Source organism: Bacillus sp. CGMCC 1.16607 (assembly GCF_042683745.1).
GTDB lineage: Bacteria > Bacillota > Bacilli > Bacillales > Cytobacillaceae > Pseudoneobacillus.
The window spans coordinates 636,986-649,834 of sequence record NZ_JBHUJX010000025.1 but is presented as its reverse complement, the minus strand read 5'-3'; the positions used below and the strand labels follow the sequence as shown (position 1 = coordinate 649,834).

Here is a 12,849-nt window from a genome sequence, read left to right as displayed (position 1 = left end):
CCATAGGAGGGAAACATTGTGAAGATCCATATCGTTCAGAAAGGGGATACTCTTTGGAAAATTGCCAAGAAATATGGCGTTAATTTTGAAGAGTTAAAAAAGATGAATTCCCAACTCAGTAATCCAGATATGATCATGCCCGGTATGAAAATTAAAGTCCCAACTGCTGGAGGTTCGGTTAAGAAAGAGGCGCCAATTGGTCAAGTTTTAGGTGCAAAAAAAGAAATGCCTAAAGCAGAACAGCCTTTTGTAAAAGAGCAGCCTAAACCATTACCAGTTGTGGAAGCACCACAGAAGGAAGCGCCGGTCATGCCTATTAAGGAAGCACCTGTAATGCCAAAAAAAGAAGCACCAATCGCACACTATACTCCAGTAGTGCCACAGCCAGTTATTCCGGAAATTGACATTAATAACTATTACATGTTGAATATGGCAAACATGAATATTCAACAGCCACCACAGCTTCCACCAAAACCGACAAATATCCTACCTGAAGCAAAAGAAATGCCAAAAGAGTTGCCAATTAAAGAGGCTCCAATTATGGAGGTACCCAAGGAAGAATCGCCATTAGTAGAAGCACCTATTGAACAAGCGATGCCAGAAGAATATTGTGTTCCAGTAAGCCCGATTTTACCAGGATCTGGGCTTCAGCCAGGCTGGTGCCCTCCTCAACCATGTTTACCATTTCAACACCCATTTATGCTTTATCAGCAACAGGCTATGCCACAAGTGCAGGGAGTGATGAACCCAGGAATGATGCCAGGGGTTGAAAATCCTACTTACTTAGCTGGAATGGAAGATGAATCATCTTCATTCATGCCACAAATGCCAATGATGAGCCCAATGGGTCATAACCCAAATGCAGTTATGGGGGTAGAAGATACTCAAAATGTACCACAAAATCAACCGATGGGATTGGCTCCAACAGCCTTGGAACCAGGATTTATAGGACCATTTCCAGATAATTGTGTTCCGGCCTCTCCGGTTTTACCAGGACCTGGTTTAGGGGAAGTCTCACCAGCATTTTCTGTACCTTATGGTGCCCAGCAAATGCCATATGGAGGAAGTCAAATTCCATTCGGAGCTCAGCAAATGCCATACGGTGGAGGTCAAGTGCCATTTGGGTCCCAGCAAATGCCATACGGAGGAGCTCAAGTGCCATTTGGGTCTCAGCAAATGCCATATGGAGGAGGTCAAGCGCCATTTGGGTCTCAGCAAATGCCATATGAAGGAGGTCAAATGCCATTTGGGTCCCAGCAAATGCCGTATGGAGGAGGTCAAGTGCCATTTGGGTCACAACAAATGCCATATGGAGGAGGTCAAATGCCATTTGGGTCCCAACAAATGCCATATGGAGGAGGTCAAATGCCATTTGGGTCCCAGCAAATGCCATATGGAGGAGGTCAAATGCCATTTGGGTCCCCGCAAATGCCATTTACACCAATGCCAAATCGCACTCAACAAAACCAATCTCAACCAATGGAAAATGAGAATAACCAAATGATGATGCCACAAATGCCGTATGGTGAAGGTCAAATGCCGATGCAGCAAATACCATTTAGTGGGGGCCAAATGCCAATGCAGCAAATGCCATTTGGTGGGGGGCAAATACCAATGCAGCAAATGCCATTTGGATATGGTCAAATGCCTTTTCAACAAATTCCACAAACTGAGCATTTAACAGAATCACCAGATGGTATGGGAATGGCGCAATTCTCTCCACATATGTCACAAGCTGGATTTGAATATGATTGTGGTTGCGGTGGTCCAAAATTTCCAAAAGCACCAATCAATCCTTATGATCAAGGAACTTCAGGCGTATTTACCCCACAATATGGAACGCAAAATGTACAGCCACCATATATGAATCCATATGGATTTGGTCAAGTGCCTGGTCCTAGAGATTTTGACGACAGCAGTGATTTATATTGACAGAAAAAGAGGAGACCATGGTGGAAGCCGGAGTCTCCTCACCTCTTTTCAAAAACAATTTCCTTTTAAAATAAATGAAATCAATCCAATACGGGGACAAGTATTTAAAATAAATACCAGTAAAGGAATATTTATTTTAAAAGGGTATTCTTCTTATAACAGACTAAAACTTCAGGAAGCTTTCACATCGAGTCTTAAAACGGAGGGATTTGAACAAACCTATACCTTTCTTAGTTTAGATCAAGAACCGATTTTTTATAATAATCAATATTTCGGATGTATGCCATTTATTGAACCACATATTCAAACATTTACCTATCTATATGAGAGTGAAAGGCAGGAAGGATTATCTCTTCTCGAAAAATATCATCGAACGACAAAACAATCGGTTCAGCGATACCAAACGATTTTGCCTGAATTTATTTTGCAAAAAAAATGGACAGAAAGATTGGAGCAGTTTAAAAAGAATTCGAAAGTAGTGGGACGATTTATCCCATATGAATGGGTGTTCGAATGGATCAATTGGGCGGAATGGTCTTTAGAGGGAATTGGTAAAGGTCAAGAACTGATTGATAAAGAACCAAATGTGGTCCTTCATGGAGATGTAGCGCATCATAATTTCTTAAGAGGGAAAAATGAAAAGCTCTATTTAATTGATTTCGATTTAATTAGTATTGGCCCAAGTAGCATGGATTTATTACAGTTTGCCAATCGAATATTGCCCTTTATAAATTGGGACATAAATCGTTTAGCTCAGTACAAAAGTTTAAAAAAGTTACTTCATATCAATCCATATATATATGCACTAGCCTATCCAACAGATCTATTCCGAGAATGGAATCGTCTAATTAGGGAACAAACTTACGAAAATAAGAGGAAATTACAACAAGTAATGGAATTAACTTTTTCAAAAATAAATCAAAGACAACGGTTTTTATTGGACTTGAAGAATTTGGTGTGAACTAACAGTAATAAAACCTCCTTCGTGCTCACAAGCTAAGCCAGAGCACATGAATATGTGCCGCATTTTCGAAGGGGGTTATCATTTGAACAGAAAATATTTAGTCTTACCATTATCTACTGTAATGGCACTAGGATTAGCTGGTTGCGGCAATAATGATGACACCGCTGTTCAAAATAGAAATAATTCAGCCCAACCAATGGGATATTATTCAAATGAAAACCACAAAGGAAATGCTCGTATTTTGGATGATAATGATGGTCCTGTGACAGAAATGATGGACCATACGGTTGGGAATGAGCGAAACTTAACCAATCGTATTTATAACACTTCAGTAAGGAACGGGAATCCAGTTAATCCAACTCGACCAGTTGCTGACAATGATCGAAACATGTTTCAACGTGATAATCGTTTCAGCAATAGTGACGCCAATTACCACGGTCATTTAAATGACAATACGAATAAAGCAAAGAGTTCTTACTACACAGGATACGAAGGCGAGTTAACGGAGAAGATTGGAAGAGTTACTGGCAATGTTCCAAATGTTGAGGATGTGCGTTCAGTTACTTATGGAAGTAACGTCTTAATTGCGGTAGAATTATCTGACGCAAGTAGAGAAGAGGTCACGAAACGAGCAATTAAAAATGCTGTGAAGCCTTATTTAGGAAATCGTTCGGTGACTGTTGTGACAGACGAAGGCACTTTCAGTCGAATACGAAATATTGATAATGATTTAAGAAACGGTGGTCCTAAAGACCAAATCGATTTCGATTTGAAAAATATGTTTCAAAACTTTAAGAATGGATTAACAAATAATAATCGTTAATTTTCTCAGGTTTCTCTTTTAGAGAAACCTGATTTTTATTGGGTCAAGGATAAAGAAGAATAATTTGGCTAAACTACATTTAGTATGTGATTAAAATTTTGAAGAGGTGAATCCTCATGTTCCGTATTTTGATTAAAGGAATCGTGATTTGGTTCTTATTTTTATTTATTTCTTTACTTATCCCACAAGCAAATGCAGCAGAAGTAAATGCGCCTGTACAAGTTGAGGTTATATTAAAACGAGTCTATTTAGACGGCGAAGTAAGTGAGGAAAGATTAACTGAAACTGTCTGGTCAATGGAACATTTCTGGCTTAAGTACGAGCAATGGGAGCTAATCGATACGTATGAAAAGGGATTAGTCTTTAAAAAGCCCGTTGATGATATTTCTCCATTATTGAAAGCAAACGGATTTTTTGGGATAACAGAAGATGGCACATTAACGATCTTTAATGGAAGACCTCATCAAACAAATATAATCCAATCTTTTTTTCAGATTAATATAGAAAAGCTAGAAAGTAGAAAACATCTTCAATTAAAAAAGGGAATTCCGATTAAAACGAAGGATCGATATGTAAATGTATTAGAAACGTTTAAACCTTATTATATGCCTGTCAAAACTAAACAGTAATTTTATTACAGTGAAAAAAGCTGACACAAAGTGTCAGCTTTTTCCGATTTACTATTATTGAACATCGGTTACAAAGTATTTGTCGTCCTTCAATTCAACAGTATATGTCACGTTTTCTGTGGTTTTAATGGTACCTTTATTTGCATCGCCTTCGATGGTCACATCTTCAAGTGTTGTATCAAGTAATGGATGGGTAAAGAAAGGTTCCGCTTTAACGATTGCTTGTCCTTCTGCTGTTTTTTCACCAGTTACATAATAAGTGTAAATCTCTTTAGCAACATCTTCACTATAATATTTAGAAAGAAATTCAAGAGTAGCTGATTCATCAGCAAAGCTTGTAGTTACAATTGGAGTTTCTCCGTCAGCCGCAACATCGTGGGCGAAAACAGCATTTACTTTTCCTTCAGCTACACGAGCAGCATTATACATTTTTGATTGAACTTGTTTCGTTAATTCAGTTGTATTTTCTTCCTTTTTTGTATCTGCTGCTTTTTCATTGTTTTCTTCTTTGTCAGCTGTACAACCTACGATTACAAACATAAGTGTGAAAACAGTAAGCAATGATAAGAGCTTTTTCATCTAGGTGTCCTCCAGTTAAAAAATTTCAACCTACCCATTATAAAGAATACATAATCAATAATGCAACTTATTTTCTTCGTCACTAAATAAATAGTATGATACAATCAGTAAGCGAGAAGGGGAGAATAATGTGTTTGATTATATAAAGGGAAATATTCAGTTTGTTAGCCCAGAATATGTGGTGATTGACAATAATGGGATAGGATACCAAATTTATACCCCAAACCCATTTATTTATTCAGAAAAAATTGGGAAAGAATCTATAATAATTTTTACGTACCATTACGTTCGTGAAGATGTAATCGCATTATACGGCTTTTCAAGTCGAGAAGAAAAGACCTTATTTACAAAGCTCTTAAATGTAACTGGAATCGGTCCAAAAGGGGCTTTGGCAATCTTAGCTTCTGGGCAACCACAGCAAGTTGTTCAAGCGATTGAGAATGAAGATGAGAATTTCCTAGTGAAATTTCCTGGAGTCGGAAAAAAGACAGCGAGGCAGATGATTCTGGATTTAAAGGGTAAACTTCAACAGCTCGTGCCTGATTTATTTCCCAACCTGTTTTCCGAAGATGACGACCTTATTCAAGGGAACGACGGTTCAGATACATTAGAAGAAGCTATCTTAGCATTACAGGCTTTAGGGTATGCTGAGAAAGAATTAAAGAAGATCATTCCAGAATTGAAGAAACAGAAATTAACAACGGATCAATATATAAAATTAGCATTACAAAAGTTGTTTAAATAGGGTGATGATATGGAAGACCGAATCATTTCAACGGAGGCTGACGTTCAAGAAATTACCTTTGAGCAAAGTTTACGACCACAAAATCTAAATCAATATATCGGTCAAAGCAAAGTAAAGGATAATTTAAAAGTTTTTATTGAAGCAGCGAAGCTGCGAAAGGAAACACTCGATCATGTTCTTCTATATGGGCCTCCTGGATTAGGAAAGACAACATTAGCAACAATTATTGCTAATGAAATGGGTGTTAATATTCGAACAACCGCTGGACCTGCGATTGAGCGACCAGGCGATCTTGCTGCAATTCTTACTTCATTGGAACCTGGAGATGTATTATTTATCGATGAAATTCACCGACTTCCTAGAACAATTGAAGAAGTATTATACCCTGCAATGGAGGATTTTTGTATCGATATCGTAATTGGAAAAGGGCCAACTGCGCGTTCGGTAAGGCTTGATTTGCCCCCTTTTACGCTTGTTGGGGCAACAACGAGAGCAGGTTCCTTGTCAGCGCCGTTAAGAGATCGTTTTGGTGTGTTGGCAAGATTAGAATATTATAGTGAGGATCAGCTTACAGAAATTGTCCTAAGAACAGCTGAAATATTAGAAACGACAATCCATGCTGGTGCTGCGTCAGAGATTGCTAGAAGATCACGAGGAACCCCCCGTATTGCAAACCGTTTATTACGTCGAGTAAGAGATTTTGCCCAAGTACGAGGAAATGGTAAGATCGAATTAGAACTTGCAGCGAAAGCATTAGAGCTTCTACAAGTGGACCGTTTAGGATTGGATCATATTGACCATAAATTGCTTAAGGGAATTATTGAGAAATTTAGAGGTGGACCTGTTGGATTAGATACCATTGCCGCTTCGATTGGAGAAGAATCGCAAACGATTGAGGATGTGTACGAGCCATATTTATTACAAATAGGCTATTTACAACGAACCCCTCGTGGTCGGATCGTAACAGAGGCGGTGTATCGCCATTTTCAAATGGAAATACCTTCTAAGTGAAAGAATATTTTGATGTAAATATATGAGCAGTAGGTGAAAGTATGAAAGTGGAATTATTTGATTTTCATTTACCTGATGAGCAAATTGCCCAAGTTCCATTAGAGGATCGAACGGCAAGTAAGCTAATGGTATTGAATAAGGTGACAGGTAAATTAGAGCATACTACTTTTCAGTATGTGAAAAATTATCTACAAAAAGGAGATTGCCTAGTTTTAAACGATACTAGAGTATTACCAGCAAGATTATTCGGAGTAAAGCCAGATACAGGTGCAAAAGTAGAGGTTTTATTGTTGAAGCAGAGTGAGGGTGACAAGTGGGAAACACTCGTCAAGCCTGCGAAACGAATAAAGGAAGGATCCATTATCCAGTTTGGTGATGGGAAATTGACTGCGATTTGTGTTGGGACATCTGAACACGGTGGTCGAATATTAGAATTTCAGTATGATGGCATCTTCTATGAAGTACTTGATCAATTAGGTGAGATGCCACTACCTCCATACATAAAGGAACAACTGGATGATCAGGAAAGATACCAAACTGTATATGCAAAAGAAAGAGGATCTGCTGCTGCACCGACTGCAGGTCTTCATTTTACGGAAGAATTACTAGCAGAATTGAAAGAAATGGGCGTCCATATTGCTTTTATCACTTTACATGTTGGATTAGGAACTTTCCGACCTGTTAGTGTAGAGGACATTAATGATCATGAAATGCATGCTGAATTTTATCAGATGACGGATAAAACAGCACGTCTATTGAATGAGGTAAAAGAGCGGGGCGGTAGAATTATCTCTGTAGGAACGACTTCTACAAGAACACTTGAAACGATAGCAAGGGATTATCATGGCAAGTTTCATGAAGCGAGCGGATGGACAGATATTTTTATTTATCCTGGGTTTGAATGGAAAGCTATAGATGGAATGATTACCAATTTTCATTTACCCAAATCAACCTTAATCATGCTTGTTAGTTCATTAGCTGGAAGAGAGAATGTTCTTCACGCATACAATACAGCTGTACATCAAGGCTATCGTTTTTTTAGTTTTGGGGATGCTATGTTAATCCTATAATAGGACAACGAGGAAAGGAGCTTACATTTTGGCAGCAATCACATATGAGTTAATTAAAACATGTAAACAAACAGGGGCAAGACTTGGACGAGTTCATACACCACATGGATCATTTGATACCCCCGCTTTTATGCCAGTAGGGACACTAGCTACGGTAAAGACAATGTCTCCAGAAGATTTAAAAGAAATGGGAGCAGGAATTATATTAAGTAATACTTATCATCTTTGGCTAAGACCTGGACATGAGATCATTAGAGAAGCAGGTGGACTCCATAAATTTATGAACTGGGATCGGGCAATTTTAACAGATTCTGGTGGCTTCCAAGTGTTTAGTTTAAGTCAATTTAGAAAAATTGAAGAAGAAGGTGTCCATTTCCGTAACCATTTAAATGGTGATAAGTTATTTTTATCCCCTGAAAAAGCAATGGAAATCCAAAATGCTTTAGGGTCAGATATTATGATGGCATTTGATGAATGTCCGCCATACCCCGCTACCTTCGAATATATGAAAAAGTCAGTGGAGCGAACTTCTAGATGGGCCGAGCGCTGTTTAAATGCTCATGAAAGACCTAATGATCAAGGTTTATTCGGGATTGTCCAAGGTGGAGAATTCGAAGAACTTAGAAAGCAAAGTGCACGTGATCTAGTTTCATTAGATTTCCCAGGATATGCAGTTGGTGGTTTATCGGTAGGTGAGCCAAAGGATGTCATGAACCGAGCGCTTGAGTTTACAACGCCGTTACTACCAACAAATAAACCACGGTATTTAATGGGGGTGGGGTCTCCTGATTCATTAATTGATGGTTCAATTCGTGGAATTGATATGTTTGATTGTGTACTACCAAGTCGAATTGCACGAAATGGAACTCTTATGACAAGTAATGGCCGTTTAGTGGTTAAAAATGCGAAATACGCAAATGATTTCCGTCCATTAGATGAAAATTGTGACTGCTACACTTGCCGAAATTATACTCGAGCTTACATCCGTCACTTAATTCGTTGTGATGAAACATTCGGAATAAGACTTACAACTTATCATAATCTTCATTTTCTGTTAAAATTAATGGAACAAGTCAGACAAGCGATTATGGAAGATCGTCTAGGTGACTTTAGAGAAGAGTTTTTCGAGCAATATGGGTTTAATCAACCGAATGCTAAGAATTTTTAATAACTCTTTTCTACAATTAGCTGTTTAAATAAATAGGCATTTAATCAATTGCTTGAAAGGAGGGGAAAAGATATGGAAGGTATGATTAGTACAGTTGGACCTTTACTATTAATGTTTGTTTTGTTCTACTTCTTATTAATTCGTCCACAGCAAAAACGTCAAAAAAATGTTCAACAAATGCAAAGCTCATTACAAAAAGGCGACCGAGTTGTGACAATTGGCGGATTACATGGATTTGTCGATGGAATCGACGAAGATACTGTAATCATCAAATGTGGAGATGGAAGCCGTCTTACATACGATCGATCTGCTATTAGAGAGGTTCACGGGCAATAGAAAAGCGTAAGCGCCCGTTAAGCGCACGACAGGACTGGGCCGCTCCGCATGAGATAAAGGAAACACGAAGAGCGTAAGCGATTCGATGTTGACTTATCGTAAGGAGGAGAGGGACAGTACACTAGTCGCTGGGCGCTGGAGCTGGACATTTTTCGAAGTCCAAAAGTTATTTTTCATGTAAAGAGGAAGCAGTCAAAATGGCTGCTTCCTTTTATTTATTTCATGATACTTTTCTTGCAGTTGTCATATTAACGCCTAATATTCCACCCATCATTGCAACTAACATATAGCAAATGTGGTAAATGATTTGTTCAAAGTTAAACAATCGATCATGCCCTAAGTATTGAAAAAGAAAAATAATGAGGGAGTACAATAATCCTGTTCCACCACCTAGGAGCCATCCCTTTTCTTTTCCTTTCCCCCCCGAAATAAATCCACCGATAAATAAAGAAATAAATGACACAGCCGTAACGATCATTTGAAGTGATGATTCTTGAGTGGAAGTGAAACGCAACAATAATGAAAAAATAAGACTACTAACGATTGCCACCAAAAAGATGGATATTATTCCATGCAAAATCGAAACTCCAATATTTTTTGATTCGATGGTCATTCTCCCCTTTCTATAATGCAAGCCTTTTAAAATAAAATGAAAAGCTTGTTTCCTAGTACGAGCATATTCACAAACCTTTTAAAATAGAATAGAAATTTAGAATGTTAATAATAAAAGGTCAATTTATTTATGAATCGTTTTAAAACGAATGGCAAACAATAGAGTGGATTGCGTTCGAAGGGAGAACCTCTTATGGAAGAATATTCAATTATTATCCTAAGGACATTATTACTTTACTTTCTAATTTTATTAATTTTTCGAATTATGGGGAAAAGGGAAATTGGTGAGCTAAGTATTTTAGATTTAGTTGTGTTCATAATGATAGGAGAGATGGCTGTACTTGCAATTGAAAAACCAGAAGAGCCACTGTTTCATAGTGTTCTACCTATGTTGTTATTAATGGTTATTCAAATCAGCTTTGCTCTACTTTCATTAAAAAGCAAGAAATTTCGAGACATGGTTGAGGGCAAGCCGATCATCATTATTAATCGGGGGAAAATTGATGAAAAAGAAATGCAACGACAAAGGTATAATTTCGATGATTTATTAATGCAACTGAGGGAAAAAGATATCCGAAATATAGCCGATGTAGAATTTGCGATCCTTGAGCCATCTGGTAAACTAGCTGTATTTGAAAAAGAAAACAATAAAGCTGGTGATATTACGATTCCTCTAATCATGGATGGTGAAATACAGGAAGTTAATTTATCTCGAATAAATAAAACAAATTTATGGCTTAGGCAGGAATTGAAGAAAAAAGGGTATACAGATATTAAAAATATATCCTTTTGTAGTTATCAAAATGGTTCATTTTATATTGATGAGAAAGATAATAAGTAACACGCCATGCTTGTTAACATGGCGTGTTTATTTATTTTATAGCAATTTTTGATAAAGAAGGTCCAATCCATGGTACTCTTTTCATTTCATCGCTAGTAACTAGTCCAAAAATAATGACTAATGCTAGGTAGATCAAAGCTATTACACTAACTGTAGTTAGTACAACAATAAGTTGAGAAAAATTTGTTGTCATTTTTTCTAGTATCCAATAGCCAGACCAGCCTGAAACACCCATAGCCAAAAAGGATTTTACATAGTCTCTTACATAAAAAGTATATGAGATTCTTTTTAAAATTGTCGCAAAATGTAAAAGTGTCACTAAAACAAATCCAACCATAATTCCAAGAGCTGCTCCTTTAATACCAAAGCTTGGCTGAGTCGCTAACAGGAAGATGATGGCAGTTTTGATGATATTCCCGATGAGACTGTTAATCATTGCCGCTCTAGCTAAATTTATTGCTTGTAGCGTAGCTTGTAACGGCCCTTGAAAATAATAAAAGAGGATAAACGGTGCCATAAGTCGAATAAAAGAAGAACCGTTTGTTGATCCATACATTAGTTCCATTAACGGATCCGCAAGGACATATAAGATTACAACTGATAGTCCGCCAGTAATTAAAGCAAATTTCAGTGCTTGTTGAAGTCTATATTCGATAAGTTTACCATTTTTATTCGAATTTGCTTCACTAATAGCAGGTACCAATGATGTTGCTAACGAATATGTGACAAAAGAGGGAAGCATTAATAAAGGTAGGGCATATCCAGTCAGAGCACCATATTGTTTTGTGGCGATCGTTGTAGCAACACCTGCAATAGCCAAACTATGGGCAACTACAATTGGTTCGAAAAACCAAGCGACTGAGCCAATCATTCGACTTCCAGTAGTAGGAAGAGCTATATTCATTAATTCTTTAAAGGTACCTTTACCTGATTGGACAAATTTAAAAAAGTTCTTTCGTAATGGAAATCGTTTCTTTAATTTAAAGGCTGTAATTAAATAGATTAAAGATGCAAGTTCGCCTACAACAGAAGATAGCATAGCTGCTGCGGCGGCATATTCAATTCCATATGGTAAAAATGCTTTCGTCATAAAGGCAATTAAAAGGATTCTGACAACCTGCTCTAATATTTGAGAAAAGGCAGCAGGCTTCATATTCTGTCTTCCTTGAAAATAGCCTCTTAATACAGATGATATAGCGATAATTGGAACCATGGGTGCAATGGTAACAAGAGGGTAGTATATTCTTGGGTCAGTAAACAAGGTCTCGGCTAAAAATGGCGCAGCTAAAATTAATGTAGGTGTAAATAGTAGTGATAAGAAGCCAGTTGTAGCCAATGAAACGACAAGTATCTTTTTTATTTTTCGGTGGTCGCCTTTAGCCTCTGCTTCAGCAATATTTTTCGATATTGCGACAGGGAGCCCTAGTTGGGTAATTGTCACTACAAGTATTAAAGTAGGAAAGGCCATCATAAATAATCCGACCCCTTCCTCCCCAATCACCCTTGCCATGACGATTCGATTGATAAATCCTAGAATTCTAGTTACAAATCCAGCAATTAATAATATGATGGTTCCTTTTAAAAACTTGGACATCTAACTCACTGCCTTCTCAAAATAGGTGATATCGTATACAATTAACTATATGCAAGAAGGTGGACAAAGCATGACAATAAGGTTTTCTTTTTGATAAATTGGAATTTTTGAGGAGAGGAGGGGAAAAATGAATAAAGGCCATTTGTATGACCATTTTCAGATTCAAGTTCAACCTGCATTACAGAGCAAGATAGAAGAGTTCCGTTTGTTAGGCTATGGAACGGTTTCGGAGTCGCAATTATGGATTTTTTTAACGATGAAAAAATGGAAAAGGCCTAAAGAAGATATTCGTCTATATGAAGTAGTCCAAGAAATTCTATCGTTGGATCTTGGGGAATTTATGAATTATCAAACGGTAGAAGCATTAAAGTCTTCCCAATTTTCATTTCAAAATGAAGAAGATTGGAAGGAATTAATGAAATAAGGGGTCAACAGATCAATAAAATGATTTAGTATTCTGTTTTTACGAAAATTGACACGATATTCAAACTGTAACATAATGAGAATATTGGTCATGGAAAGATTGTTCGACATAGGGAGGCAAA

Annotated in this window: 13 protein-coding genes and 1 pseudogene; 11 read left to right on the top strand and 3 right to left on the bottom strand. The window is 37.4% G+C overall.

Features of this window, described 5'->3' with window-relative positions:
- Positions 1-18: 18 nt before the first annotated feature.
- The 4 genes and pseudogenes from safA to ACFSO7_RS19740 all read left to right on the top strand — a co-directional run.
- Positions 19-435 (top strand): annotated as a pseudogene (safA, locus tag ACFSO7_RS24040) (SafA/ExsA family spore coat assembly protein); the annotation flags it as partial.
- 1,471 nt (positions 436-1,906) lie between these two features.
- Positions 1,907-2,893, top strand: a complete 987-nt coding sequence (locus ACFSO7_RS19750; protein WP_377879090.1) for a phosphotransferase — start codon at positions 1,907-1,909, stop codon at positions 2,891-2,893.
- Between the two features lie 85 nt (positions 2,894-2,978).
- The gene (locus tag ACFSO7_RS19745; protein ID WP_377879089.1) at positions 2,979-3,719 is read left to right on the top strand and encodes a YhcN/YlaJ family sporulation lipoprotein; all 741 of its coding nucleotides are present in this window, start codon (positions 2,979-2,981) and stop codon (positions 3,717-3,719) included.
- A 116-nt stretch (positions 3,720-3,835) separates the two neighbouring features.
- Positions 3,836-4,348 (top strand): BofC C-terminal domain-containing protein, encoded by a 513-nt coding sequence (locus ACFSO7_RS19740; protein ID WP_377879088.1) that lies wholly within the window; start codon positions 3,836-3,838, stop codon positions 4,346-4,348.
- A 54-nt stretch (positions 4,349-4,402) separates the two neighbouring features.
- Here the strand turns inward: ACFSO7_RS19740 and ACFSO7_RS19735 are convergent, their stop codons facing one another.
- Positions 4,403-4,927 (bottom strand): endonuclease, encoded by a 525-nt coding sequence (locus tag ACFSO7_RS19735; RefSeq protein ID WP_377879086.1) that lies wholly within the window; start codon positions 4,925-4,927, stop codon positions 4,403-4,405.
- 130 nt (positions 4,928-5,057) lie between these two features.
- Here ACFSO7_RS19735 and ruvA point away from each other — a divergent pair, with 130 nt between their 5' ends.
- From ruvA to yajC, 5 genes are all read left to right on the top strand, one after another.
- Positions 5,058-5,672 carry a Holliday junction branch migration protein RuvA gene (gene ruvA / locus ACFSO7_RS19730; RefSeq protein WP_377879085.1) on the top strand — a complete coding sequence of 205 codons (615 nt, stop codon included), beginning with the start codon at positions 5,058-5,060 and terminating at the stop codon, positions 5,670-5,672.
- Positions 5,673-5,681: 9 nt separating this feature from the next.
- On the top strand, positions 5,682-6,683 hold the full coding sequence (ruvB, locus tag ACFSO7_RS19725) for a Holliday junction branch migration DNA helicase RuvB (RefSeq protein ID WP_377879084.1): 1,002 nt from the start codon (positions 5,682-5,684) through the stop codon (positions 6,681-6,683).
- A 41-nt stretch (positions 6,684-6,724) separates the two neighbouring features.
- Positions 6,725-7,753, top strand: coding sequence for a tRNA preQ1(34) S-adenosylmethionine ribosyltransferase-isomerase QueA (gene queA / locus ACFSO7_RS19720; RefSeq protein ID WP_377879083.1), 1,029 nt, complete (start codon positions 6,725-6,727; stop codon positions 7,751-7,753).
- Between the two features lie 28 nt (positions 7,754-7,781).
- The gene (tgt, locus tag ACFSO7_RS19715; protein WP_377879082.1) at positions 7,782-8,921 is read left to right on the top strand and encodes a tRNA guanosine(34) transglycosylase Tgt; all 1,140 of its coding nucleotides are present in this window, start codon (positions 7,782-7,784) and stop codon (positions 8,919-8,921) included.
- A gap of 72 nt (positions 8,922-8,993) precedes the next feature.
- Complete coding sequence (yajC, locus tag ACFSO7_RS19710; protein WP_377879080.1) at positions 8,994-9,257, top strand: preprotein translocase subunit YajC; 264 nt, start codon at positions 8,994-8,996, stop codon at positions 9,255-9,257.
- Between the two features lie 220 nt (positions 9,258-9,477).
- On the opposite strand, the gene ACFSO7_RS19705 is transcribed toward yajC, so the two are convergent.
- Complete coding sequence (locus ACFSO7_RS19705; protein WP_377879079.1) at positions 9,478-9,870, bottom strand: TIGR04086 family membrane protein; 393 nt, start codon at positions 9,868-9,870, stop codon at positions 9,478-9,480.
- Between the two features lie 192 nt (positions 9,871-10,062).
- Here ACFSO7_RS19705 and ACFSO7_RS19700 point away from each other — a divergent pair, with 192 nt between their 5' ends.
- The gene (locus ACFSO7_RS19700; RefSeq protein WP_377879078.1) at positions 10,063-10,710 is read left to right on the top strand and encodes a DUF421 domain-containing protein; all 648 of its coding nucleotides are present in this window, start codon (positions 10,063-10,065) and stop codon (positions 10,708-10,710) included.
- 31 nt (positions 10,711-10,741) lie between these two features.
- Here ACFSO7_RS19700 and spoVB read toward each other — a convergent pair whose 3' ends face one another.
- Positions 10,742-12,304, bottom strand: coding sequence for a stage V sporulation protein B (spoVB, locus tag ACFSO7_RS19695; protein ID WP_377879077.1), 1,563 nt, complete (start codon positions 12,302-12,304; stop codon positions 10,742-10,744).
- A gap of 127 nt (positions 12,305-12,431) precedes the next feature.
- Between spoVB and ACFSO7_RS19690 the strand changes: the two genes are divergently transcribed.
- Entirely contained in the window at positions 12,432-12,728 is a 297-nt protein-coding gene (locus tag ACFSO7_RS19690) for a post-transcriptional regulator (RefSeq protein WP_377879076.1), read from the top strand.
- The last annotated feature ends 121 nt before the right edge of the window (positions 12,729-12,849 follow it).